Source organism: Microvirga sp. 2MCAF35, from assembly GCF_052115545.1.
Lineage (GTDB): Bacteria > Pseudomonadota > Alphaproteobacteria > Rhizobiales > Beijerinckiaceae > Microvirga.
This window is the reverse complement of record NZ_JBFRGW010000032.1, coordinates 1-24,720: the sequence shown is the minus strand read 5'-3', so window position 1 is coordinate 24,720 and position 24,720 is coordinate 1. Positions and strand designations below refer to the sequence as shown.

Sequence of the window (24,720 nt, the reverse complement as noted above, 5' to 3'; positions counted from 1 at the left end):
ATGTCTCCACGGCATGGCGCCATGCCGACAGAGTGGCGGAAGGGGTTGACGAACGTGACGGGAATTCAGGGCACCACGATGCGTGATGGCCCGGCCTCGAGGTCGGCCGTACGGTCGCGCGCCTTCAACAAGGCCCGTCGTCATTCCCGGTGGGTCAGCTTCGCCAAGGTGGCGATTCCCTTGGGCTCCCTGCTCGGCATGGCCGGCGTCGGCCTCGTGGCGTATTACAATCCCTTCAAGCAGATCGAGAACCTGAGTTTCGGCTCCATCGGCGTGACCGGCACGAACGTCACCATGGAGAGCCCGAAGCTGACCGGCTTCAAGAACGACAACCGCCCCTACGAGGTCACGGCCAGCGCCGCCACGCAGGACGTGCGCAAGCCCGATCTTGTACAGCTCAAGGATCTCAGGGCACGCATCGTCACCGACGAGCGGGGCGGCGTGGCGCGACTCCGGGCCGATTCCGGGGTCCTCGATACCAAGAGAGAGCAGATGAGGCTGCGCCAGAACATCGTGGTCACCACGGATGCCGGCTATGAGGTCAAGCTCCAGACGGCTTTCGTGAAGTTCAAGGCCGGTTCGGTGGTGTCCACCGACCCCGTCAGCGTGTCCTTCGGCAACGGCACCATCGACGCGGAGGGGCTCGACGTCGCGGATAACGGCAAGGTCATGAGCTTTTCGGGCCGCGTCCGCACCGTCATCCAGCCCTCGGGCTCCACCCCATCCACTCCCGACGCTGCCGGCACGGGCTCCACGGCGCCTGCACCCCAACAGACAAGTATCCGTCCATGATGAGTTTCACCCGCGCCGCCCTAGCCCTCGCGCTTCTCTCCCCGGCTCCCATCGACGCGGCCTTTGCCCAGGCCAGCAAGGAGCGGGCCGTCGGCTTCGGCAATTTCGGTTCCAGCAAGGAGCCGATCAAGATCGACGCCAACAAGCTCGACGTCTTCGACAAGGAAGGCCGCGCGGTCTTTACCGGCGACGTGGTGGCGGTCCAGGGCGAGAGCACCATGAAGTGCACGATCATGACCGTGTTTTACGAGCAGCGCGACCAGAACGGTGGCCAAGCGGCGGCTACGCAGGCGACCGACGACAGCGCCATCAAGAAGATCGACTGCAAGGGGCCGGTCACCATCGTGTCGCGCACCCAGGTCGCGACGGGCGAGAACGCCACCTTCGATCGGGGCTCCAACAAGATCATGCTGACCGGCAACGCGACCCTGAGCGACGGACCGAACGTCACCAAGGGCGAGCGGGTGCTCTACGACATCAACACCGGCGTGGCGAATATCGAGACGACGCCCGGCGGCCGCGTGAGGGCGCTCTTCGTGCCCGGCCAAGGCGGGCCTGCTCCGACGGGCGCCGGCGGAGCGCCTGCCGCAGGTGGGGCGAAGCCGAAGCCCCAGCAGCGGCCGGCTACGAACTAGGGCAGGGGCCTCTCCCGCTTTTTTCCTTTTTCATGATCGACGATGAGCCCGTGAAACCGCTTTTCAACCGTTCTCAATCCGGTCCTTCCGATGTGAGCCTCCTGGAACCCCGTTCCGTTGGGGCGACCCCGCATGTCTTTCGCCGCACGGAGAGCGAGGCCGTGTTCGGCGGCCCGGGAATCCTGGCCGTCAAAGGTCTGCAGAAGAGCTATCGCGGCCGCACCGTGGTGCAGGATGCCGGCCTGAACGTGCGCGCAGGCGAGGCGGTCGGCCTGCTCGGCCCCAACGGCGCCGGTAAGACGACCATCTTCTACATGATCACCGGGCTCGTCGCCGCCGATCGCGGCGTCATCAGCCTGGACGGTCACGAAGTGACCGGCCTGCCCATGTATCGCCGCGCCCGTCTCGGCATCGGTTATCTCCCGCAGGAGGCCTCGATCTTCCGCGGCCTCAACGTGGAGGACAACATCCGGGCGGTGCTCGAGATCGTCGAGCCGAGCCGCAAGGAGCGCGAGCGCAAGCTCGATGCGCTCCTCGACGAGTTCAACATCACGCGCCTGCGCAAATCGCCCTCCATCGCGCTTTCGGGCGGCGAGCGGCGGCGCTGCGAGATCGCACGCGCTCTGGCGGGCGAGCCGACCTTCATGCTTCTCGACGAGCCCTTCGCCGGCATCGATCCCATCGCGGTAGGCGACATCCAGAACCTCGTGCGCCACCTGACCCGCCGCGGCATCGGCGTGCTGATCACGGACCACAACGTGCGCGAGACCCTCGGCCTCATCGACCGGGCCTATATCATCCATTCCGGCCGCGTTCTGACCGAGGGCACCCCCGACGCCATCGTGGCGAACGAAGAGGTGCGCCGCCTCTATCTGGGCGAGGATTTCCGTCTTTAGGACGATTCGCCTTTTGACCTCAGGGAAGCGCACGCGGTAAAACTGTCGGGGCATGCAAGAAGCATGCCTGACGTTTCCCGGGTGCGTTCATGAGCACGATGCAACGGCTGGAGATGCGCCAGGGCCAGTCCCTGACCATGACCCCCCAGCTCGTTCAATCCATCAAGCTGCTGCAGCTCTCCCATGCGGAGCTCGCGGCCTATGTGGAAGCCGAGCTCGAGCGGAATCCCCTGCTGCAGGAAGGGGAAACACCGGCCGATGCGCCGGTCCCGAGCCTTGCCGATTTCCTGCGCGCCAAGCAGAAGGCGGATTCCGCCGGGCCCCGGATCGTCCCCGGTCCGCCCCCGTCCCGGGCAGAGGCCGGATCCGCGTCGACCGGGCAGGCGGCGGGCGCGGGTCACAGCGAGCTCAACTCTGAGATGGGCGAGAGGCTCGCACGGGCTGCGAGCCTGAGCGAGCATCTGGAGGCGCAGCTCGATCTCGCCACCGCCGATCCGAAGCTGCGCCTGATCGGCGAGCACCTGATCCACAATCTCGACGAAGCCGGATACCTGACCGAAGATCTGGCAGAACTCGCCGCCCGGCTCCGGGTCACGCCCGAGGAGGCCGGGGGCGCCTTGAGGCTGATCCAAGGCTTCGAGCCGGCCGGAATCGGCGCCCGCGATCTCGCCGAATGCCTTGCCCTTCAGCTGCGCGAGCGCGACCGGCTCGATCCGGCCATGCAGACCCTCCTGTCCCATCTCCACCTTGTCGCCCGCCAGGATTTCGCGGCGTTGAGAAAGGTCTGCGGCGTCGATCAGGAGGATCTCACCGACATGCTGGCCGAAATCCGCCACCTGGAGCCCAAGCCGGGTCTGGCCTTCACGCCGGCCGCCATCGACGTGCTCGTGCCCGACGTCCTGGTGCGCACTGCCCCGGACGGCGGTCTCCACGTCGAACTGAACCCGGACACATTGCCCCGCATCCTGCTCAACCGCTCCTATTACGCGCAAGTCGCCAAGGTGGTGCGCAAGGACGAGGATAAAAGCTTCCTGTCCGACTGCCTGCAGACCGCGAGCTGGCTGACCCGCAGCCTGGACCAGCGCGCCAGGACGATCCTGAAGGTCGCGGCCGAGATCGTCCGCCAGCAGGAGGACTTCTTCCGCGAGGGCGTGTCGGCCCTGCGCCCCATGACGCTCAGGAGCGTGGCGGAGGGGATCGGCATGCACGAATCCACCATCTCGCGTGTGGCGGCCAACAAGGCGATCGGCACCGAGCGCGGCACCCATCCGATGAAGTTCTTCTTCAGCGCCGCCACCGGGGAAGGCGAGCATTCGGCCAAGGCGGTCCGGCATCGAATCAGGCAGCTGATCGCGGCGGAGCGCTCCGGCGACGTGCTCTCCGATGAGGCAATTGCCCAGAAATTGAAAGCGGAGGGGATCCAGGTCGCCCGGCGCACGGTTGCGAAATACCGGGAGGCCCTTCGCATCCCCTCTTCGGCGGATCGGCGCCGAAAGCACAGGATCAAAGGCTGAACTGTCGGGTTCCCGCCATATCAAGGCTTGCATTGGTCCCCATTCGGATCATCATCGGCTCCAAGCGCCACCCAGAAGGATCGCAGCGAAGCGACGGCGCAAGAGGAGGAGAACGCGATGACGTTGAGGGTGTCGGGGAAGAATCTCGATATCGGCGAGTCCCTTAGATCTCAGGTCCAGGACCGGGTGGCCAGTGCGCTGTCGAAATATTTCGACGGCGGCTATTCCGGCCATGTAACCGTCACCCGCGATGGCACAGGCTATCGGACCGACTGCGTGCTCCACCTGACCTCGGGCATGACCCTGGAGGCCTCCGGGGCCGCTCAGGACGCCTATGCCAGCTTCGATCAGACGGCGGGCCGGATCGAGAATCGCCTGCGCCGCTACAAGCAGCGGCTGAAGGGCCGCTCCGGTCCTGCGACCGCCCGAACGGGAAACGGTCTCGAGATGGCCTATTCCGTGCTGGAAGCCCCCGGCGACGAGTGGGTCGAGGAGGAAACCTATCACCCGATGGTGATCGCCGAGACCACCAAGCCCCTTCACAGGCTCTCCGTCAGCGACGCCGTGATGCAGCTCGATCTCACCGGAGCGGCCGCCCTTGTGTTCATCCACGCTAGCACCGGCCGCACGAACGTCGTATACCGCCGCGGCGACGGAGCGATCGGCTGGGTCGATCCGCCGCTCCCACAGCCTTGAGGAGAGCTACCTCTTCTTGGCCCGGTTCTTGCGTGGAACGGTGCGAGGCCTTCCAGGCTTCACATCATAATGCAGCGTGATCGATGCCTTTGCTGGATTTTCTAGACCCTCGGGCCGTTCTGCCCGCCTTGCGCGTCAGCGGCAAAAAGCAGGCTCTTCAAGAGCTGGCCTCCCAGGCGGCCCTTCTCACGGGCCTCGCCGACGACGCCATCTATGAGGCCCTCCTGCAGCGCGAACGCCTGGGCTCGACCGGGATCGGCGAGGGCATTGCCATCCCGCACGGCAAGCTGCCGGGCCTGACCCGTATCTTCGGCCTCGTGGCGAGGCTTGAAAAGCCTGTCGATTTCGAAGCCCTCGACGCCCAGCCGGTCGACGTGCTCTTCCTGCTCCTCGCTCCCGAAGGGGCCGGAGCCGACCACCTGAAGGCCCTGGCGCGGGTGGCCCGGGTCCTGCGCGAGCCCGGATTGATCGAACGGGTCAGGGCTACGCGGGACGCCACGGCGCTTTATGCCATCATGACGGAACTGCCGAAGGCGGCCTGAAACGGCTCGCGAGCGGATTTCTGACCTAACGTAAATCTCTCTTTAACGCGTCCGCCGCAATCCTGCCGCAAAGTCCCCGAGCATCGGACCCAAAAGTGGATCTGCACTTTTGGGGTCGATCCGATGCTCCATCCCTTGAGCAGCGCATCGTTCAAGCGGAAAACCGGGGCCACTTTTCCGCACGATGCGCTAAAGAGGGATTCGGGGGAATGTCGTCTCTTGCTCGTTTGAGGCGGCCGTCGGTACGGGTGCGTGTCGCCACGTTGAGTGGCGTCATGGTGCTCGGCTTCGCGGTCATCGGTGCGGTGTTTCAAGCAGGCCGCCATGAGGTCGAACAGGCGCTGTCGGCGCAACAGACCTATTCCGCCCTGGCCGAGAAGGCCAACCAGTTCCGGGGCAGGGCCGATGCCTTGAAGGTCACGGCCGGAGAATGGACGGCAAGCCGCCTCGGCCATCATGGTCAGGCCTTCATGGATCAGCACAAGGCTCTCGCCGGTCAGCTCGACGAGATGAGCGCCGCTCCCGGTGCAGGCATGATCGAGCCCGAGATCGAGGCTCTGAAGCAGCATTCGGCGACCCTGATCGCCCAGGGCGCCGCCCTCGACAAGCTCTATGTGGCGGTCGGCACGAAGCCGGACGAGGGAGCCCAGGGGCGCCTTCTCCGGGCCGAAGCGAATCTGGAAAAGCTGGTGCGCCCTCTGACGGGCAGCGGCGAGACGATCACGTGGCGCCTCTGGGCCGCCATGCTCGGCATGTTCAACCAGGAGGCCCGCGCCCGCATCCTGCTGGAAGAAAGCATCCTGGGCGCCTTCGAGGTCGAGCAGGGGCGGTTCACCCGCGCGTTGGCCCAGTTCTCCGGCGATCCGAAGGACAAGGCGGCGATCGAATCCGCAAGCGTGACGTTCCAGGAGGCCTTCCACGCCTGGAGCGAGCTGGAGCAGCAGGTCTCCGGCCAGGGCGAGAAGCTGATGGGCCAGTTCGATCTGCTCGTCCCGGTTCTCGACCAGCTCCTGACCAAGGTCCGGACCGAGGCGCACAAGACGGATGAGCAGCTCACCGCCTCGCAGAACCGTACCTTCACCCTGATTCTCTGGGCCATGGGCGCCACGCTGCTGTTCGGCCTGGTTCTCAACGTCCTCGTGGGCCGCTCGATCTCCCTGCCCCTGACCCGTCTCCAGCAGGCCATGCGGCGGCTGGCGGACGGCGATGCGGCGAGCGAGATTCCCTCGACCGATGCGACCGACGAAATCGGCGCCATGGCCCGCACGGTCCTGGTCTTCCGCGACAATGCCCGCGAGCGCGAGCGGCTGACGCAGGAGCGCGAGGGCCTGGCGGCCATCGATGCCGACCGGGCTCACAGGATCTCCGACGCGATCATGGCCTTCGACACCTCGGTCGAGCAGATCCTCGCGGAGGTCCGGCAGGTCACGGGCGATCTCGCCAAGGCGTCCGGGCAGCTGGAGGGATCGGCCAATCACGTGACCCAGCAGGCTGAGATCGCGGGCGCCGCATCCACCCGCACGGCGCATAACATGTCGGCGGTGGCGAGCGCCGCGGACGAGCTCGATGCGTCGCTGGCCGAGGTGGCGGCCCAGACCAACGCCTCCGCGCAGGCGTCCGAGCGTGCGGTGGCGGAAGCGCGCGGTGCGTCCAACAGCATGTCGACCCTCTCTGCGGCCACCTCGCAGATCGGCGAAGTGGCGAACCTCATCCGCTCCATCGCGGCCCAGACCAACCTGCTCGCGCTCAACGCCACCATCGAGGCGGCGCGTGCCGGAGAAGCCGGCAAGGGGTTCGCCGTGGTGGCGTCGGAAGTGAAGGATCTCGCCGGTCAGACGGCCCGGGCCACGGAGGAGATCGCCCGGCAGATCGAGGCCGTGCAGGCGGCCTCGCGCGAAACCCTGGTGGCGCTCGGCACCGTGCAGGCCTCCGTCGAGGATCTGGCCGGCGTCGTGTCGACGGTGGCCGGAACGGTGAGCCAGCAGACGGCGGCCGTGTCCGAGATCGCCCGGTCCGTGGCCCAGGTGTCCACGGAAGCCCAGGCCGGCACCTCGGCCATCGAGACGACGCAGGGCGTCGCTTCCCAGTCGCTCGAAGCCGCCAGGGGCGTGGCGGATCTCTCGGTCCTCCTGGAAAGCCAGGCCCAGCGCCTCGGCGCCGAGATCGGCCAGTTCCTTCAGAGCGTCAGGGCGGCTTGAAGCCCACCATGGATGGCCGGATCCTCATAGTCCGGCTCATGAAACGGCACTGACCGGAGCCCTCATCCTGAGGAGGTCGCTTAAGCGACCGTCTCGAAGGGCGAGGGCGGTTCCAGAGAGCATTGGACGATCCTTCGAGACGCAGCTGCGCTGCTCCTCAGGATGAGGTCAGAGCTTTACGAGCCGTCCTCTCAGGGCTTCGTGGCCATCTCCCAGACGAGCTGAACGTTGGCCGTGTAGCGGATCGTCGCCGGCGGCACGATCGGAACCGATTCCGCACCCTTGGCCATCGCCATGGACATCCGCATGTCGGGCTGCGGCTCGAACGGCTGGGCGGAACCGTCCCGGATCTCCAGCAGGCGGCCCAGGGCAACGCCGGCCGCGGCGGCATAGACGTCCGCTTGGCGGCGGGCATCGCGCACGGCGGCTTCGCGGGCCTTGTCGCCACCCTCTTCCTGCCTGTCGAGGCCGAAGGTGACCGACTGGAAGGTCATGTCGCCGCTGGCCAGGATCTCGCCGGCAAGACGCCCGACGCCGTCGAGATCGCGGGTGGTGATCCTCAGCTGATGGTTGGCCGAGAATTTCGGCGTCTTGATTTCCTTGCCGTCCGGGCCGACCTGGAGCGGCGTCTGGAAGACCTGGAAGTTCGCGGTCCGGATGTCCTCCCGCTTGATGCCGAGCCCCTGGATGCGGGCGAGAACCCGCTCGGTGGCGGTGTTGTTGGCGGCGGTCGCCTGCGCCACGGTGTCGGCCTGCGTCGCCACGGTCACATGGATGCGGGCGAAGTCCGGCTTCAGCTCCGCCTCGCCCGTGCCCATGACGCTGATCGTCGGTTGGCGCGGCGTGGAGGTCTGGGCGAGCGCCGGGGCGGCGAGGCTCAAGGCCGCAAGAACGGCGACGGCGGCAAGGCGCATGAGGAAACGTCCTTCTTCAAAAAGAAAAGCCCCGCCCGGGAGGCGGAGCTTTCGGGGCATCGCGAAGATGCGCAAATGAACCTGAGCGGCGGATTAACGGCCGGTCTTCACCTTGGTCCAGAGGCGGGTGACGGTGCGCTGCGAGCGCTCGTCATAGGCCGTGTTGGTGAAGAGGCGCTTCATGGTGGCCTCGTCCGGATAGATGCCGGGATTGTCGAGGATCGCCTTGTCGATATGCTGCTTGGCCGCGAGGTTGCCGGACGCATAGGACACGAAGTTCGCGTTCATGGCGGCGATTTCGGGCTTCATCATGAAGTTGATGAACTCGTGCGCCTCGGCCACGTTCTTGGAATCCGCCGGAATCGCGAAGCTGTCGAACCACATCAGCGCGCCCTCGCGCGGGATGACGTAGCCGACCTCGACGCCGTTCTTGGCTTCTTCGGCCCGGTTCTTGGCCTGGATCATGTCGCCCGAATAGCCGACCGCCACGCAGATGTCGCCGTTGGCGAGCGCGTTGATGTATTCGGAGGAGTGGAACTTCTGGATGTTGCCGCGGATGCGGAACAGGGCGTCGCCCGCCTTGTTCAGGTCCTCGACGCGCTTGGAATCCGGGTTGAGGCCGAGATAGGCCAGCACGCCGGGGAAGAGATCCTCGGGGCTGTCGAGCATATAGATGCCGCAGGCCTTCAGTTTGGAGGAGATCTCCGGCTTCATCACCAAGTCCCAGGTGTTGAGCGGCATGTCGGGCCCAAGAATCTCCTTCACCTTCTTCACGTTGATGCCGATGCCGGTGGTGCCCCACATGTAGTTGACGGCATATTGGTTGCCCGGGTCGAACACGCCGAGACGCTGCGTCACCTCCGGCCATTGGTTGGAGAGGTTCGGCAGCTTCGCCTTGTCGAGCTTCTGGAACACCTTGGCGCCGATGAGGCGCTGCAGGAACGGGCCCGAGGGCACGACGATGTCGTAGCCGGACTTGCCGGCCAGAAGCTTGGTCTCGACGATCTCGTTGTTGTCGTAGGTGTCGTAGACCACCTTGATGCCGGTCTGTTTCGTAAACTCGTCCAGCGCCTTCGGATCCACGTAATCGGACCAGTTATAGACGTTGACCGCGCGCTCCTGGGCGGCGGCGGCGGTGACAAGACCGAGGGTCAGAGCAACCGAAGCGAGAAGACGGAACATTTAGGGCGGCACTCCTCAAGATCAGTGAGAACGGTGGCAGGCTAGGAAATTCTCGGGAAAGAAACAATGTCCAAGTTGTCGGCAGGCCACTTGGATTTTAGGCGGCCTTTTTGATCGCCTTCGCGAGCCGCTCCAACCCGGCATCGAGGGTCGAATCCTTCTTGGCGAAGCAGAATCGCACGACGGTCTTCACCGCGCCTTCCGCATAGAAGGCCGAGACTGGGATTGCCGCAACGCCATGCTCCATGACGAGGCGGCGGCAGAAAGCGACATCGTCGGTTTCGCCTAAGCCTGAGATGTCGATATTGACGAAATAGGTGCCCTGGCTCGGGATCACGTCGAAGCCGAGGGTCCGCAATCCATCGGTGAAGCGGTCGCGGCTGCGGGCGAAGTTCTGCCGCATGCCCTCGAAATACGCATCGTCCTTGCCAAGCCCATAGGCGACCGCAGCCTGCAGGTTCGGCGCCGTCGTGAAGGCGAGGAACTGGTGCGATTTCGCCAGCACCTTCATGATGTGCGGCGCGGCGCATACGAAGCCGACCTTCCAGCCCGTGAGGCTGAAGATCTTGCCCGCCGAGCCGATCTTCACCGAGCGGTCGCGCATGCCCTCCAGGCCCAGGACCGGCTGGTGCCTGCGGCCGTCGAAGACCACGTGCTCCCAAACCTCGTCGGAGATCGCGATGGCGTCGAAACGGCGGCAGAAACCGGCGAGAAGGTTCAAATCGTCGTTCGAGAACACGGTCGCGGTCGGGTTGAGCGGATTGTTGAACACCACGGCCTTGGTCTTGGGCGAGAAGGCCTGCGCCAGCGCCTCTTCGGTCAGGCGGAAATGCGGCGGCTGCAGGGTGACGAATTTCGGCACGCCGCCGGCGAGCCGCACGAGCGGCAGATAGGCGTCGTACATGGGCTCGAACAGCACCACCTCGTCGCCCGGCTCCACGATGCCGAGGATCGCGCCGGCGAGCGCTTCCGTCGCACCCGACGTCACCATGACTTCGGTGTTCGCGTCGAGATCGACGTTCTGCCAGTGCTTGTAATGGGCCGCGATGGCCGAGCGCAGTTCCGGGATGCCCATCATCGATGGGTACTGGTTGTAGCCGTTCAGCACCGCATCGGCCGCCGCCCGCCGCACGTCCTCGGGGCCGGGATCGTCCGGGAAGCCCTGGCCGAGATTGATCGCCCCGGTCTCCCGGGCAAGGCTCGACATGACTTCGAAAACGGTGGTGGGCAGGTTGGCGAACAGTCGGTTCATGCCGCTCTCTCGTTGCTGATGGCCGTGGCGTCGAGGTGTTTCGTACCACGGAGCGAGCGAAGATCGAACCGGCTTTCTCGACAAACCAGGCCTTTGCGGCCCGCAGCCCGCAGCCGACCCTGGAGCATCGGATTGGGCCTAAAAATGCAAGTCCACTTTTGGGTCCGATGCTCTACCGCTCCACCACCACCCGGGTCCCCACGCTCACCTGCTCGTAGAGATCGACGATGTCCTCGTTAAGCATGCGGATGCAGCCGTAGGAGGCATACGTTCCGATGGAGCTCGGGCGATTGGTGCCGTGGATGGCGTATTCGTCGAGATTGAGGGTCAGCGCTCGGGCGCCCATGGGGTTGTTCGGGGCGCCGCCGGGGATCACGTCGGGCAAGCGCGGGTTGTCGCGCTTGACCTCCGCGGGCGGGGCCCAGGCGGGACGGACGTATTTGCCGTCGATCCGCGCCTCGCCGAACCATTGCTTGCCGGGCTTTCCGACCGCAACCCGGTAGCGCAAGGCGGTTCCGTCGCCGCGCACGTAATAGAGCCGACGCTCACCTGTCTTGATCACGATGGTCCCCGGCGACACGCGCCCCTCGAACGGCACGACCTCGCGGGCTGATGCGGCTGTGGCGGTGAAAGCGATGCCGACGATGGCCACGATGGCGAATGCGGCGCGCGCACTCATGTCCCGAACCCTCCTGCGAGTGATGCATGAGGGTGAGACGCGAGAGATAAGGCTACGGTTCCAGCTGGTTCTGCCGGAGCATGCTCATATCACTGGGTCCCAGGCGGGCATCCGGTCAGAAGTGTCACCCGGATGCGGATGGCGGTTCACCATCCGCGCATGCAGCTGCTTCACCTTGCGACTGGCGGTCGTGAGGAACAGGAAAGGCAGGAATGCATGGATCAAGGCTGCCAGTCCGGCAACGAGCAGGGGGCCGGCGAAGCTCAAGGCGACGCTCATGTGCTCCAGATAGCTCTCACCCACAGAGTCCGGATGATCGGTGAACAGACGCTTCAAGGACATGGACTGCGCTCCTGAAAGGACAAGTTCAACCCTAATCCCTGCGCACAAAGTGCTCAACGACGTTTCTGCGGCCAAGGCGTGCGGCCCATCACGTCGCGGCCATGCCTCGTGCTGGCTGCGCGCAAAGAAAGATGGCCGGGGCGCTTCCCGGCCATCTTATCGAATTTTGGGCCTTGTTCTGCTCACGCCGCCTGCGTGCGCTTGTTCTGGCGGTTGGTGATCAGGTCGTCGACGACGCCGGGGTCGGCGAGGGTCGAGGTGTCGCCCAGCGAGCCGAACTCGTCCTCGGCGATCTTGCGTAGGATGCGGCGCATGATCTTGCCCGAGCGGGTCTTGGGCAGGCCGGGGGCGAACTGGATCAGGTCCGGCGAGGCGATCGGGCCGATCTCCTTGCGCACCCAGGTCACCAGCTCCTTGCGCAGCTCCTCGGAGGGCTCCTCGCCGGCCATCAGGGTCACATAGGCGTAGATGCCCTGGCCCTTGATGTCGTGCGGGTAGCCCACCACGGCGGCCTCCGACACCTTGGGATGCGCCACAAGCGCGGATTCCACCTCCGCCGTGCCCATGCGGTGGCCGGACACGTTGATCACGTCGTCCACCCGGCCGGTGATCCAGTAATAGCCGTCGGCGTCGCGCCGGCAGCCGTCGCCCGTGAAGTATTTTCCGGGATAGGTCGAGAAATAGGTCTGCACGAAGCGCTCGTGGTCGCCATAGACCGTGCGCATCTGGCCCGGCCAGGAATCGGCGATCACCAGGTTGCCCTCGGTGGCGCCCTCCTGCACGTTGCCGTCAGCATCCACGATCTGTGGCTTGACGCCGAAGAACGGCCGCGTGGCCGAACCCGGCTTCAGCTTCGTGGCGCCCGGCAGCGGCGTGATCAGGATGCCGCCGGTCTCGGTCTGCCACCAGGTGTCGACGATCGGGCAGCGGCTGTCGCCGACCACGCGGTGGTACCATTCCCAGGCTTCGGGGTTGATCGGTTCGCCGACCGAGCCCAGCAGGCGCAGGGACTTGCGCGAGGTCTTCTTCACCGGCTCCTCGCCCGCCTGCATGAGCGAGCGGATGGCCGTCGGGGCGGTGTAGAAGATGTTGACCTGGTGCTTGTCGATCACGTCCCAGAAACGGGAGATCGTCGGATAGGTGGGCACGCCCTCGAACATCAGGGTCGTGGCGCCGTTCGCCAGCGGCCCATACACGATGTAGGAATGGCCCGTGACCCAGCCCACATCGGCGGTGCACCAGTAGACGTCGCCGTCGTGGTAGTCGAACACGTATTGGTGCGTCATGGCCGTATAGACCAGATAGCCGCCCGTGGTGTGCAGCACGCCCTTCGGGGTGCCGGTGCTCCCCGAGGTGTAGAGGATGAAGAGCGGATCCTCCGCGTTCATCTCCTCGTAAGGACACTCGTCGGAGACGAGCTCGGCGGCCTCGTGGTAATACACGTCCCGGCCCGGCACCATGTTGACGGCCGAACCCGTGCGGCGCACGACGAGCACGTGGTCGACCACGCCCGGCCCGACCGTCTCGAGGGCCGCGTCCACGTTCACCTTCAGCGGCACCTTGCGGCCGCCGCGCAGGCCCTCGTCGGCCGTGACGATGAAGGCGGATTTGGCGTCCTGGATGCGGCTGGCGAGCGAGTCCGGCGAGAAGCCGCCGAACACCACCGAGTGGATGGCCCCCAACCGGGCGCAGGCCAGCATGGCATAGGCCGCTTCCGGGATCATCGGCATGTAGATCGTCACCCGGTCGCCCTTGGCGACGCCGCGGTTGCGCATGATGTTGGCCATGCGGCAGACTTCGTCGTGCAGCTCGCGGTAGGTGATCTTTTTCGATTCGGACGGGTCGTCGCCCTCCCAGATGATGGCGACCTGATCGCCCCGGGTGTGAAGATGCCGGTCGATGCAGTTATAGGCCACGTTGGTAATCCCGTCCTCGAACCAGCGGATCGCCACGGTGTCGGGGCCGAAATTGGTGTTCTTGATCCGGGTCGGCTGCTTGAACCAGTCGATGCGCCGGGCTTCCTCCGCCCAGAAGGCCTCCGGGTCCCGGACCGAGGCCTCGTATTTCGCGCGGTAGCCCGCATCGTCCAGATAGGCCCGATGCCGCCATTCCGCCGGCACGTCGTAGATCTTCTCGTCCATGGCGCTTCTCCCAGATGCTCCCATGATGAATTTAGAGCTAGGTTTACGGAAAGAGAGAGGGGACGGGCAAGCGGGACCGGGATCGCACTTTGGTCGCTGCTCCTTTGGGGGAGGAGCCGTCCCGATCGATCCGCTGCTCTAATCGGAATTCTCCGCGATCGTCCGGGGCGACAGGTAGACCGCGTTGGCGCGCCGGAGGTGGGGCTGCCCGGTGGGCCATTCGCGCACCTGGTCGTAGAGGCGAAACAGGCGATAGCCATGGCCTTCCAGGCAGGATTTCAGCGCCTCGAACGGGACATGATAGGTGTTGTCCGGGTTCATGCCGCATTCGACCTCGACGATCGCGACCCGGTGGGAGGCGAGCATCTCGCGGGTTCCCTTGAGCACTTCGAGGTCGTGCCCTTCCGTATCGATCTTCAGGTAGTCGATCCTGCCGATCCCGTGCTCGGCGCAGAAGGAATCGACCGTGATGGCCGGAATGCGCTCGATCTCGCCTGCCGATTCCGTCCCGACCCGATGCCGCGTCGGATCGCTCGCGTCGCGAACGATCTGCAAGGTGCCCGGCTCCGCGCTCAGCGCGACGCGGTAGCAGGTAAGCTTGCGGATCCTGCGCGCCAGCCGGGAGAGCCGTGCGAAGTTGTCCCGATCAGGCTCGAAGGCGTAGATCCGGGCGTCCGGGAAGGACTTGGCGCATCTGCGGGCCGATTGCCCGATATTCGCCCCGACATCGAAGATGATCCCGATCTCGGTCCTGCGGAGCACGCGTCGGATATCCGGCGGCGCGTCGGCCGCGGGGGCGGGCTGCTTCTTAGGGATACCGGTCATCGCCCGGATGCGTCCCGACAATCTGGCCAAAAGCGAGCGCTGTCTCATTCCGCTCCCCGTTCGTCGGACGGAGCCGACCGAAGCAACCGTGACGATCCAGACAGAAGAGTGCGGTCACTTCATGGCCTCGGCGCCACGCTTCGCTATTTCGGGGGTGCCTCGTGCCGATGCGCCGGCGAGCGTTACAGCCCGCCCATCCGGCACACGATGGCCCATTCCTCGTCCGTCACCGGCTGCACCGAGAGACGCGAATTGTTGACGAGGATCATGTCCTTGAGCTTCGGCTCGGCTTTGATCTCGTCGAGCGTCACCGGGCGCTTGAACGGTTTCACGGCCTTGATGTCCACCATGCCGAACTTGCCCGTCTCGTCCGTGTGGTCGGGGTAATATTCCCGGATCACCTCGACGATGCCGACGACCGCCTTGCCTTCGTTGGAATGGTAGAAGAAACCCTGCTCGCCTTTTTTCATGGCCATCAGGTTCTGCTTGGCCACATGGTTGCGCACGCCGTTCCAATGCGTGCCTTTCGCACCTTCCGCGACCTGCTGGTCCCAGGACCAGACGGAGGGTTCGGATTTGTAGAGCCAGTGGGCCATGACTTGCTTACCCCTTCATGCGCGTCGCGAAATCTTCTCGTGTTTCGCTTCAGTTCTCGGATTTGACGGGACGGTTCATCAGCGCATCGACCGCCTGATCGAGACTCCATGCGCCGGACAGAACCTGCTCGACCGCTTCCGCGATCGGCATGTCGATGGTCTTCGCCCGCGCCAGCGCCACGAGGGCGCTTGCGGTTGCAGCGCCTTCCACCAGCTTGCCCCCGGCGGCTTCCGCGACGCTCATGCCTTGGCCGAGGCGCTGGCCGAAGGCGAAGTTGCGGGAATGGGCCGACGAGCAGGTGAGCACCAGATCGCCTAAACCCGAGAGCCCCATCAGGGTCTCCGCCTCACCGCCATAGGCGCGGGCAAAGCGCAGAAGCTCCGCGAAGCCGCGGGCGATGAGAGCCGCCTTGGCGCTCTCGCCGAGGCCTTTCCCGGCCACGGCCCCGCAGGCGATGGCCAGCACGTTCTTGGCCGCGCCGCCGATCTCGACGCCGCGCACGTCCTGGCGGTGATAAACGCGAAGGGTCGGCCCAGAGAGAGCTGTTGCAAGCTCCTCGGCGAGCGCGGCATCCCGGCAGGCGAGCGTCACGGCGGTGGGCAGGCCCCGGGCCACGTCGTCGGCGAAGCTCGGCCCCGAGAGCACTCCGACGGGCGAGCCGGGGCGCACGGCTTCCACCACGTCGCAAAGAAAGGCCCGGCTCTCCCGCTCGATCCCCTTGGCGCAGAGCACCAGCGGCGCTGCCGCGGGCAGAACGGACACAAGGGCCGCCGTCATGTCACGGGTCGTCTGCGCGGGCGTGACGAGCAGCACGGCGCGCGCGCCCGCCAGATCGGCCAAGGCGGCGGTCGGCCGGATCCGGTCATGGAGCTTCACGCCGGGCAGGAAACGCTCGTTGGCGCGCGTCGCCGTAAGCGCCGCCGCGTGCTCGGGCGAGCGCATCCAGAGCACCACGTCGTTGCCCGCGATGGCGGTCGCGTTGGCCAGCGCCGTTCCCCATGCGCCCGCTCCGGCGATGCCGATGGTTTGGGCGGGTGAGGTCATGTCAGGGACTTTCGACCGATGCCCATACTCACCGAACTCATCCTGAGGAGGATTGCGCAGCAATCCGTCTCGAAGGAGGTTCCAGAGAGCGCTGGATCCTCCTTCGAGACGCAGCCTGACAGCTGCTCCTCAGGATGAGGTAAGAGGTTTATGAGCATGCTTTTCAGGGCACCCACGTCACGCCTTCGCCCCGGCCTCGTCGCGGCTCGTGTCGAGCGGCCAGCGGGCGCGGGCCGGGGCCGTGATGTCGTCGATGAGGCCGAGGCGCATGCGCTCGAGGCCCGCCCAGGCGATCATGGCGCCGTTGTCGCCGCAGAGATGCAGGGGCGGGGCCACGAGCTTGAGGCCGGCTTCGACGGCGAGGCGCTGCAGCCCCTGGCGCAGGCCCTGGTTGGCCGCGACGCCGCCCGCCACCACCAGGGCGGCCGGCCGGCCGGCGATGTCGCGGAAGGCGCGAAGCCCGACCCGGGTGCGGTCCACCACCACGTCCACGATGGCGGCCTGGAAGCTGGCGCAGAGATCGGCGATGTCGCTCGCCGTGAGCGGCGCGATCTTCTCCGCCTCGATCCGCACGGCGGTCTTGAGACCGGACAGGGAGAAATTCGGTTCCGCGCGGCCCTGCATGGGGCGCGGGAGGGCGAAGCGTTCCGGATTTCCCTTCATGGCTTCCTGCTCCACATGCGGCCCGCCGGGATAGGGCAGGCCCAGCATCTTGGCGACCTTGTCGAAGGCCTCGCCGATGGCGTCGTCGATGGTGGTGCCGAGCCGCACGTAATCGCCGACGCCGCGCACCGCCACGAGCTGGGTATGACCGCCGGAGGCGAGCAGCAGCAGGTAGGGGAAGCCGATGCCATCGGTGAGCCGCGCGGTGAGCGCATGGGCTTCGAGGTGGTTCACCGCCATCAGGGGCTTGCGGGTCACGAGCGCGATGGCCTTGGCAGTGGTCAGCCCCACCAGCACGCCGCCGATCAGGCCGGGGCCCGCCGCCACGGCGATGCCGTCGATGTCCTTGATCGAGCAGTTGGCGCTTTTCAGCGCACGGGCCACGAGCCGGTCGATCACCTCCACATGGGCGCGCGCGGCGATCTCCGGCACGACGCCGCCATAGCGGGCGTGCTCGGCAATCTGGCTCAGCACCTCGTTGGAGAGGATCTCGCCGCGTCCGTCGAAGCCGACGCCGACCACGGCGGCCGCGGTCTCGTCGCAGGTGGTCTCGATGCCTAGAATGCGCATGATCGTGGGCCGCTCGATTAAGGTGTTGTCCGGGCTTCCGGCCCGGCGCTCCTCCCCCTATAGTCCGCCGCGCCGCACAAGATCAAACGCGATCGGACGCGGATGTTGTTTTTGGATTATCTGACGGAACACAAGCCTCATCCTGAGAGGCGGGCTTTTCATGAGCGTCCCTCGCCGTCATGGCCGGGCTTGTCCCGGCCATCCCGACTAGAAGCGCGCTGAGCTTTTCGGATCGGGATCACCGGCACAAGGCCGGTGATGACGTGCGAGGGTGTCGGTCCTTGATGAGTCAGCCCCTCCGGATGAGACTCAAGGTGAGCTTCGTCGGACATACTGAACAGGAGACCTCAGGCAGAATGGCCTCATCACCCACCCTGGTCATCGGTACGCGAGGAAGCCCGCTCGCCCTCGCTCAGGCCCACGAGACGCAAGACAGGCTGGTCGCCGCCCATGGTTCGACCGGGGATGGCTGGACTGTGGAGCACCTGCCCCTGTCGATCATCAAGACCACGGGCGACGCCATTCAGGACCGGCCCCTGTCGGAGGCTGGCGGCAAGGGGCTCTTCACCAAGGAGCTCGACATCGCCCTCCTCGACGGCTCCATCGATCTCGCGGTCCATTCCGCCAAGGACCTGCCGACGGCCCTGCCGGAGGGGATCGTCATCGCGGGCTTCCTGCCCCGCGAGGACGTGCGCGACGCCTTCATCAGCCACCGCTACAAGAGCCTGAGCGACCTGCCGCAAGGCGCCGTCGTCGGCTCCGCATCCTTGAGGCGCCAGGCTCAGGTTCGCCGCCTGCGGCCGGATCTCCAGGTGACGCTCCTGCGCGGCAACGTGCAGACGCGGCTCGCCAAGCTCGAACGCGGCGAGGTCGATGCGACGCTGCTCGCCATGGCGGGGTTGCGCCGTCTCGGGCTCACCGACCATGTGACGACCATTCTCGAAACGGACGATTTCCTCCCGGCCGTGGGGCAGGGCGCCATCGCGGTCACGATCCGCGCCGAGGACGAGCGGGTGCGCGAGGCGCTCGCGCCCATCCTCGATGCGCCGACCGGCCACGCGCTCGCGGCCGAGCGGGCCTTTCTCACCATCCTGGACGGCTCCTGCCGCACGCCCATCGCGGGCCATGCGCGGCTGATCGGCCACGATCTCGAAATCCGCGGCCTGGTGATGCGTCCGGACGGTTCCGAGTGCCTGGAGGCCATCCGTCGCGGCGCACCGGACGACGCGGCGGCGCTCGGCCGCGAAGCCGGATCGGAGCTGCGCTCCCGCATGCCTGCCGACTTCCTGAAGCCATGACGCGGATCCTCGTCACCCGCTCGGCCCCGGATGCGGAACGCACCGCCGAGAAGCTGGCGGCGCTGGGTCATGATTCCTGCCTGGCGCCCGTCACCCGCATCGTCCCGACAGGCGATCCCGCGCCGGAGACACCTTACGACGCCCTCATCGTGACCAGCGCCCATGCGGCGGAGGCCCTCACGGTCCTGGATCGGCAAAAGCCCGTCTTCGCCGTCGGCGAGCGCACGGCCGAGGTGGTGCGCGCCGAAGGATTTGCCCAGATCACGGTGGCGGACGGCGACGCGGTGTCCCTCTCGCGGCTGATTCGCGCGAACCTTCCGCCGGGCTTTGCCCTTCTTCACGTGACGGCCCGGCATCACAAGGAGGAGCCGGCGGCATCCCTGCGTGCGGCCGGGTTCACCGTGCTGCAATGGGAGGCCTATGAGGCGCAAGCCGTCGAGGCCTTGCCCGAGGCCGCCGCCGAGGCCCTGCGCACTGGCCAAATCGGCGCCGCGCTCCATTATTCACGGCGGAGCGCGGATCTCGTCGTCCGGCTGGTCAGGGAGGCGGGACTGGCTTCCAGCCTCCAGGCCTTTCCGCATCTCTGCCTGTCGGCCGATGTGGCTGTGCCCCTGACGGCGGTCGGCGTCGGGGTCCGAGTGGCGGATGATCCTTCGGAGGATGCGCTTCTCGGGCTCCTCGATTCGCTCCGATGAAGCCGGTGCCGGGGCGCTCCCGATTCCGGCAGGGGCCGGCCCCGAGGAAGCTTTGCCATCCGGGGACAATCGTGGTCCGATGGGCCGTTCGTTTTGGATCGTACCGCAGGGAGGGAACGAAACGCTGCGCCCAAGCTTGCCTCAATTGCATTTCACACTGACCTTTTGAAGATCTCGCGCCCGAAGCGCCCCGTGCAAGAGTGACCCGTGACCGATTCATCTGATCCCCGACGCCCGAAATCGTCCCGCAAGAAACCCTCGCGTGAGCCGGCGACCATCGACCTGAAAGCGACCGTGATCGACGAAGGTGCCGCCCCGGTCACAAGCCCGGGCGCCGAGGCCCAGGAGACGTTAGGTCCGGACACTCTCGCTGCCGGGGCTCCGGCGCCGGAGACGATCTCCGCAGGCGAGGCCCCGGAGACGAAGCCCGACGAGACCATCCCGGCCGGCAGCGAACCACCGGCCGAGGACGTGGTAGCCTCGCCGGAAGCCACGCTCGATTCGGGGCTGGGCACCGATACGCTCCCGCCTGGAGCCTCAGTCGACGAACCTGGAAGGCAGGATACCATTCTGTCAGGCAGCTCCTCCCAGGAGACTTCCACGGCGCAGGCGCGCGACGAGGCCGTGCCTCCGCGTCCGGTTCCCGAGCAGCGCGGCTCCGCCGGCGCCCTGATCGGCTCCGGCCTGCTCGGCGGCCTCATCGGCGCGGGACTGCTCTATGGATTGCAGACTTGGCAGGGCTCCCCGGCTCAGGAGGATCCGCGCATCGCGCAGCTGGAGCAGCGCGTGAACGCCTTGCGGCAGCAGCCGGCGCCCTCCGGTCAGCCGCAGGGGAACGTCCAGACTCTGACCGAACGCCTCCAGGCCCTCGAATCGGCTCGAGGCGACCTCGACCAGCGGCTCCAGGCGATCCAGGACACAGCCCGGCAGGCGGCGAGCCAGGCCCAGGAAGCCCTGAACCGTCCCATGCCCGAGGCGTCGCAGCCGCCCCAGAACGAGGCGGCGCTCACTGACCTGTCCAACCGGCTGAACGACCTGTCCAATGGCGTGTCCGGCCGTCTGTCGGCCCTGGAGGAGCAGGTCCAGACCAACGCCCAGAGCGCGACGAATGCCGCCAATGCGGCCCAGCAGCTCGACGGCCGCATCGCGGATCTCGACCGGCGTCTCGCCGACCAGGATCGCCGGTTCGGCGAGGCGGAGCGGCGCTTCTCCGAAACGGAGCGCCGATTCACGGATGCCGACCGGCGGTTTTCCGAGCAGGAGCAACGCCTTGCGACCCTCTCGCAGCAGGCGGCGGAGAACACGCGGAACGCCGAGGCGGCGAGCCAGACCGGGACCAAGGTCGTTCTCGCGGGGCGCCTGAACGATGCCCTGAACAGCGGCACGCCCTATGCGGACGTGCTCGACGGCGTGAAGAAGGCCGGAGCCGATGCGAGCCGCATCGCTCCCCTGGAGCCCTTCGCCGAAAAGGGCGCCCCGACGGCGGCGGCGCTCGCCCGCAGCTTCGATCCGGTGGAGACGGCGATCCTGCGCGAGAGCCGCGGCCCGACGAACAGCTGGTCCGACCGGCTCCTGCGCATGGCGGACCGGGTGGTGACGGTCAAGCCGGTGAACGAACAGGGCGGCACGGGCGTTTCGGCTCTCGTCGTCCGCATCCGTCAGGCCCTGGAGCGCGGCGACGTGGTGGAAGCCGCCGCCGCCTGGGATGCCCTGCCGGAGCCGTCCAGGCGGCTCTCCGAGGACTGGGGCCGGCAGGTCAAGGCGGTCGCCGAGGCGCATAGCGCCGCGCAGGCGATCAGCACGGACGCCCTCGCCACCCTCAACCGTACGACGCAATAAAAGGATCTGCCCCGCATGTGGCGCGCTCTTGTTTTCATCGGTCTTCTCTGCGTCGCGGCCTTCGGCGCGGTCTGGCTGGCCGACCGGCCGGGAACGGTCCTGATCACCTTCGGCGGTTACGAGGTCCAGATGTCGGTGGCGGTGGCGGCCATCGCGCTGGCCGGCCTCGCCTTGGCCCTGGCCCTTCTATGGTCCTTGGTGACCGGCCTCATTCAGCTTCCCTCCCGCCTGACCTTCGCCTCGCGGGCGCGCCGCCGCTCGCGCGGCTACCAGGCCGTCTCCAGGGGCATGGTGGCGGTCGGCGCCGGCGACACCATCGCGGCCCGCCGCTATGCCAACGAGGCGGAGCGCCTTCTGGGCAAGGAGCCTCTGACGCTCCTGCTCAAGGCGCAGGCGGCCCAGGTCTCCGGCAACCGGGAGGTGGCCGAAGCCGCCTTCCTGCAGATGATGGACGAGGACGAAACCCGCGTTCTGGGCCTGCGCGGCCTCTTCGTCGAAGCCCGCCGCCGGGGCGATGCGGCCTCGGCCCATCAATATGCCTCCGAGGCCGTGCGTCTGGCACCGGCCGCCGCCTGGGCGAGCGATGCGGTCCTCGAAGCGCGCTGCGCCGATGGCGATTGGCGCGGGGCCTTAGAGACCGTGGAGCGGCGAACTTCGCTTGGCCTTCTCGACAAGAAGACCTCCAGACGCCACCGGGCCGTGCTCCTTACGGCGGACGCCCTGGAGCGGTTGGATCGCGATCCCGACGGCGCGTCGAGAAGCGCCCAGGACGCGGTGAGGCTCGCGCCCGATCTCGTGCCCGCCGCGGCGCTGGCCGGCCGACTGCTCTCGCGCAAGGGGGATCTGCGCAAGGCTGCCAAGGCGGTGGAGACGGCCTGGCGCAGCCTGCCGCATCCGGATCTGGCGGATGTCTACCTGAACCTGCGTCCGGGCGATTCGGGCCTCGACCGCCTCAAGCGCGCCGAGACCCTCTCCCGTCTCTCGGGCGGGGCGCCGGAAGGCCGGCTCGCCGTGGCGCGTTCCGCCCTCGAAGCCCGCGAATTCGACCGGGCTCGCGATGCTCTGGAGCCCCTGCTGCAGGACCGGCCGAGCATGCGGGTGTGCCTGCTGATGTCGGATCTCGAACAGGCGGAGCACGGCTCCACCGGCAAGGGACGCGAATGGCTCGCCCGCGCGACCCGTGCGCCGCGCGACCCAGCCTGGATCGCCGACGGGGTCGTGTCGGATCACTGGGCGCCGATCTCACCCGTTACGGGCCGTCTCGACGCCTTCGTCTGGCAGGCGCCTCCGGATGTGCTGATCGCGCCCGAACTCACCCTCCACGACGACGTGACGGCGGATCTCGACGACGAGGTCAGGGTACTGCCCATCGGGCCTGCGGAAGAGCTTGCCACGGCCCCTGTGAGCGAGCCCGCTCCCGAGCCCCTGCCGGCTGGGACCAAGTCCGATGCCGTCGTGGCCGGACCGGTCAGGGAAGAGGTGAAGGAGGAAGTTCCTGTTCCTCAACCCGAGCCCGTGGTTTTCCCGGCCACGCCCCCCGATGTGCCTAAGCCCAAGGAGCAGGCGTCCGCACGTCGCAGCGTTTTTTCGGTCTGGTAGATCATTCCGGCCCTTCCCTCCCTTGCCAAGCGGCGGGGGAGGGGGTAAGAGGGCGGCCTCTCGGATCGCAGAGTTGCGATGCCGCAATAGCTCAGCTGGTAGAGCACCTCATTCGTAATGAGGGGGTCGGGGGTTCGAATCCCTCTTGCGGCACCATCTTCTTCCTTGACCGGCAAGGATTTAGAAGTGGGTTGCCCTTGGGGCATGTTGCAATTATGTGTTCGGGAATACCGGGGAAGCACGAGAAAAAGTGCTGCCCTGTCAGGTTAGGGGCCATAGCTCAGCTGGGAGAGCGCTTGCATGGCATGCAAGAGGTCGGCGGTTCGATCCCGCCTGGCTCCACCAAATCTGGCGAGGTAACGGAGCGTGCGGGTGTAGCTCAGGGGTAGAGCACAACCTTGCCAAGGTTGGGGTCGAGGGTTCGAATCCCTTCGCCCGCTCCAATTCCTTCCATCGCGAAACTTCACCAGGCGCCTTCGGGGCGCCTTTCGTGTTTTCGGGCCAGACAGTCAAACGGGCCCGTTCCATCGGTGGAGCGGGCCCGCGGTGACTCGAGGTCACACGTCATTGACGTTCATCCGGCTTAAGCCGGTCAAGGAAGACAGATTGTCGAGCTGAAGGTTGCCTCCAACGCTCAAAGTCTCGACGCGGAGGGGGTGTTCAGCCCAGGCGATATCGCGATGCGAGCCTCCATCCGTTCAAGCCGGGGCGGGTGCCCGGTTCATCGATGTTGCGGAACAGGCTTCGGTCGGGAACCCGCTCGAACAAGCATGCCGTTCCACTCTCTGCGACGGGCCCTTCTCAAGGAGCGAGATCACGTCCCGTCTTTGTGTAAAAAGATCTAGCACCCATCTTGTTTCAGCGTGGCGGAAAAGAAAAAAGCCCGGCTCACGATGCCGGGCTTGGGAGGTTAAGGCTCGAAAGGAGCGGAGAGTGTCTCCTACGCCGCCTTGACGTCCTGGAGGAAGGTCGCGACCTCCTGGCCGAGATCGTGAGAATGGCGCGACAGCTCCTGGGCGGCGCCGAGCACCTGAGAGGCGGCCGAACCCGTCTCTCCGGCGCCGTGCTGCACATCGACGATGTTACCCGTGACCGTCTCCGTACCGCGCGCCGCTTCCTGGACGTTGCGGGCGATCTCGGCCGTGGCCGCACCCTGCTCCTCCATGGCGGCCGCGATGGAGACGGAAATTTGAGACATCTCGGTGATCGTGCGGGCAATCTCCTGAATGGCTGCTACCGTCTGCTGCGTCGCCTGCTGCACCGAGGCGATCTGGCCCGAGATGTCCTCCGTCGCCCGAGCGGTCTGGTTCGCCAGATCCTTCACCTCGGATGCCACGACGGCAAAGCCTTTGCCGGCCTCGCCGGCGCGAGCCGCCTCGATGGTGGCATTGAGCGCCAGCAGGTTGGTCTGGCCCGCGATGGTATTGATCAGCTGCACCACGTCGCCGATCTTGTCCGCCATGGAGGCCAGTTCCTGGACGGTGCCGTTGGTGCGCTGAGCCCCTTGAACCGCACGCTCGGCGATCTGCGAGGACTGAGCCACCTGGGCGGCGATCTCGCGGATCGAGATCGACAGTTCCTCGGTGGCGGCCGCTACCGTCTGCACATTGGCCGAGGTCTGCTGCGCAACCGACGCCACGGCGACGGACTGGTTATTGGTCTGTCCGGCGATGGCCGTCATGGACTGGGCGGTGGCCTCCATCTCGGTGGCGGCCGAGGACAGTCCCTGCGTCAGGGCCGAGACGTTGAGCTCGAAGCGCTTGGTGAGCTGGTCGAGCACCTCGGCGCGGCGCATCTTGGCCTGGTT

At 66.6% G+C, this 24,720-nt stretch carries 22 protein-coding genes and 3 tRNA genes; 14 read left to right on the top strand and 11 right to left on the bottom strand.

The window, feature by feature from the left end:
* Nucleotides 1-54 precede the first annotated feature (54 nt).
* The 7 genes from lptC (at nucleotide 55) to AB4097_RS15840 (ending at nucleotide 7,273) form a co-directional block, all read left to right on the top strand.
* Complete coding sequence (gene lptC, locus AB4097_RS15870) at nucleotides 55-792, top strand: LPS export ABC transporter periplasmic protein LptC (RefSeq protein WP_442041229.1); 738 nt, start codon at nucleotides 55-57, stop codon at nucleotides 790-792.
* Nucleotides 789-1,427 (top strand): LptA/OstA family protein, encoded by a 639-nt coding sequence (locus AB4097_RS15865; RefSeq protein WP_442041227.1) that lies wholly within the window; start codon nucleotides 789-791, stop codon nucleotides 1,425-1,427. The genes lptC and AB4097_RS15865 overlap by 4 nt, the downstream gene beginning before the upstream one ends.
* Before the next feature lie 32 nt (nucleotides 1,428-1,459).
* Nucleotides 1,460-2,323 (top strand): LPS export ABC transporter ATP-binding protein, encoded by an 864-nt coding sequence (gene lptB / locus AB4097_RS15860; RefSeq protein WP_442041225.1) that lies wholly within the window; start codon nucleotides 1,460-1,462, stop codon nucleotides 2,321-2,323.
* An 89-nt stretch (nucleotides 2,324-2,412) separates the two neighbouring features.
* Nucleotides 2,413-3,837, top strand: a complete 1,425-nt coding sequence (gene rpoN, locus AB4097_RS15855) for an RNA polymerase factor sigma-54 (RefSeq protein ID WP_442041223.1) — start codon at nucleotides 2,413-2,415, stop codon at nucleotides 3,835-3,837.
* Between the two features lie 117 nt (nucleotides 3,838-3,954).
* The gene (gene hpf, locus AB4097_RS15850) at nucleotides 3,955-4,533 is read left to right on the top strand and encodes a ribosome hibernation-promoting factor, HPF/YfiA family (protein WP_442041221.1); all 579 of its coding nucleotides are present in this window, start codon (nucleotides 3,955-3,957) and stop codon (nucleotides 4,531-4,533) included.
* A gap of 83 nt (nucleotides 4,534-4,616) precedes the next feature.
* Nucleotides 4,617-5,075: a PTS IIA-like nitrogen regulatory protein PtsN gene (ptsN, locus tag AB4097_RS15845; protein ID WP_442041219.1), complete on the top strand. Its 459-nt coding sequence runs from the start codon at nucleotides 4,617-4,619 to the stop codon at nucleotides 5,073-5,075.
* Between the two features lie 209 nt (nucleotides 5,076-5,284).
* Nucleotides 5,285-7,273 (top strand): methyl-accepting chemotaxis protein, encoded by a 1,989-nt coding sequence (locus AB4097_RS15840; RefSeq protein WP_442041217.1) that lies wholly within the window; start codon nucleotides 5,285-5,287, stop codon nucleotides 7,271-7,273.
* A gap of 191 nt (nucleotides 7,274-7,464) precedes the next feature.
* On the opposite strand, the gene AB4097_RS15835 is transcribed toward AB4097_RS15840, so the two are convergent.
* The 10 genes from AB4097_RS15835 to tsaD all read right to left on the bottom strand — a co-directional run bounded on the left by AB4097_RS15835 (nucleotide 7,465) and on the right by tsaD (nucleotide 17,482).
* Nucleotides 7,465-8,187, bottom strand: coding sequence for an SIMPL domain-containing protein (locus tag AB4097_RS15835; RefSeq protein ID WP_442041215.1), 723 nt, complete (start codon nucleotides 8,185-8,187; stop codon nucleotides 7,465-7,467).
* Between the two features lie 93 nt (nucleotides 8,188-8,280).
* Entirely contained in the window at nucleotides 8,281-9,369 is a 1,089-nt protein-coding gene (locus tag AB4097_RS15830) for a polyamine ABC transporter substrate-binding protein (protein ID WP_442041213.1), read from the bottom strand.
* Nucleotides 9,370-9,466: 97 nt separating this feature from the next.
* A complete protein-coding gene (locus AB4097_RS15825; RefSeq protein WP_442041211.1) occupies nucleotides 9,467-10,621 on the bottom strand; it encodes an aminotransferase in 1,155 nt (384 codons plus the stop codon).
* Nucleotides 10,622-10,793: 172 nt separating this feature from the next.
* Complete coding sequence (locus AB4097_RS15820; RefSeq protein WP_442041209.1) at nucleotides 10,794-11,300, bottom strand: L,D-transpeptidase; 507 nt, start codon at nucleotides 11,298-11,300, stop codon at nucleotides 10,794-10,796.
* Nucleotides 11,301-11,384: 84 nt separating this feature from the next.
* The gene (locus AB4097_RS15815) at nucleotides 11,385-11,642 is read right to left on the bottom strand and encodes a DUF6356 family protein (RefSeq protein WP_442041207.1); all 258 of its coding nucleotides are present in this window, start codon (nucleotides 11,640-11,642) and stop codon (nucleotides 11,385-11,387) included.
* A 182-nt stretch (nucleotides 11,643-11,824) separates the two neighbouring features.
* The gene (acs, locus tag AB4097_RS15810; protein ID WP_442041205.1) at nucleotides 11,825-13,783 is read right to left on the bottom strand and encodes an acetate--CoA ligase; all 1,959 of its coding nucleotides are present in this window, start codon (nucleotides 13,781-13,783) and stop codon (nucleotides 11,825-11,827) included.
* Between the two features lie 138 nt (nucleotides 13,784-13,921).
* Nucleotides 13,922-14,656 (bottom strand): FkbM family methyltransferase, encoded by a 735-nt coding sequence (locus AB4097_RS15805; protein ID WP_442041203.1) that lies wholly within the window; start codon nucleotides 14,654-14,656, stop codon nucleotides 13,922-13,924.
* Nucleotides 14,657-14,790: 134 nt separating this feature from the next.
* Nucleotides 14,791-15,204 carry an EVE domain-containing protein gene (locus AB4097_RS15800; protein WP_442041201.1) on the bottom strand — a complete coding sequence of 138 codons (414 nt, stop codon included), beginning with the start codon at nucleotides 15,202-15,204 and terminating at the stop codon, nucleotides 14,791-14,793.
* A 49-nt stretch (nucleotides 15,205-15,253) separates the two neighbouring features.
* A complete protein-coding gene (locus AB4097_RS15795; RefSeq protein WP_442041199.1) occupies nucleotides 15,254-16,249 on the bottom strand; it encodes an NAD(P)H-dependent glycerol-3-phosphate dehydrogenase in 996 nt (331 codons plus the stop codon).
* Nucleotides 16,250-16,426: 177 nt separating this feature from the next.
* On the bottom strand, nucleotides 16,427-17,482 hold the full coding sequence (gene tsaD / locus AB4097_RS15790) for a tRNA (adenosine(37)-N6)-threonylcarbamoyltransferase complex transferase subunit TsaD (protein ID WP_442041197.1): 1,056 nt from the start codon (nucleotides 17,480-17,482) through the stop codon (nucleotides 16,427-16,429).
* Nucleotides 17,483-17,838: 356 nt separating this feature from the next.
* On the opposite strand from tsaD, the gene hemC reads away from it, so the two are divergent.
* The 7 genes from hemC to AB4097_RS15755 all read left to right on the top strand — a co-directional run bounded on the left by hemC (nucleotide 17,839) and on the right by AB4097_RS15755 (nucleotide 23,356).
* Nucleotides 17,839-18,780, top strand: a complete 942-nt coding sequence (hemC, locus tag AB4097_RS15785) for a hydroxymethylbilane synthase (protein ID WP_442041195.1) — start codon at nucleotides 17,839-17,841, stop codon at nucleotides 18,778-18,780.
* Complete coding sequence (locus AB4097_RS15780; protein WP_442041193.1) at nucleotides 18,777-19,475, top strand: uroporphyrinogen-III synthase; 699 nt, start codon at nucleotides 18,777-18,779, stop codon at nucleotides 19,473-19,475. The genes hemC and AB4097_RS15780 overlap by 4 nt, the downstream gene beginning before the upstream one ends.
* 207 nt (nucleotides 19,476-19,682) lie before the next feature.
* The gene (locus tag AB4097_RS15775) at nucleotides 19,683-21,314 is read left to right on the top strand and encodes a hypothetical protein (protein ID WP_442041191.1); all 1,632 of its coding nucleotides are present in this window, start codon (nucleotides 19,683-19,685) and stop codon (nucleotides 21,312-21,314) included.
* 15 nt (nucleotides 21,315-21,329) lie between these two features.
* Entirely contained in the window at nucleotides 21,330-22,913 is a 1,584-nt protein-coding gene (locus tag AB4097_RS15770) for a heme biosynthesis protein HemY (protein WP_442041189.1), read from the top strand.
* Nucleotides 22,914-22,993: 80 nt separating this feature from the next.
* Nucleotides 22,994-23,069, top strand: a tRNA-Thr gene (locus AB4097_RS15765).
* A gap of 113 nt (nucleotides 23,070-23,182) precedes the next feature.
* Nucleotides 23,183-23,258: transfer RNA gene (locus tag AB4097_RS15760), tRNA-Ala, on the top strand.
* A gap of 23 nt (nucleotides 23,259-23,281) precedes the next feature.
* Nucleotides 23,282-23,356, top strand: a tRNA-Gly gene (locus AB4097_RS15755).
* A 497-nt stretch (nucleotides 23,357-23,853) separates the two neighbouring features.
* Here the strand turns inward: AB4097_RS15755 and AB4097_RS15750 are convergent.
* On the bottom strand, nucleotides 23,854-24,720 hold an 867-nt coding region (locus AB4097_RS15750; protein WP_442041187.1), incomplete at its 5' end, for a methyl-accepting chemotaxis protein.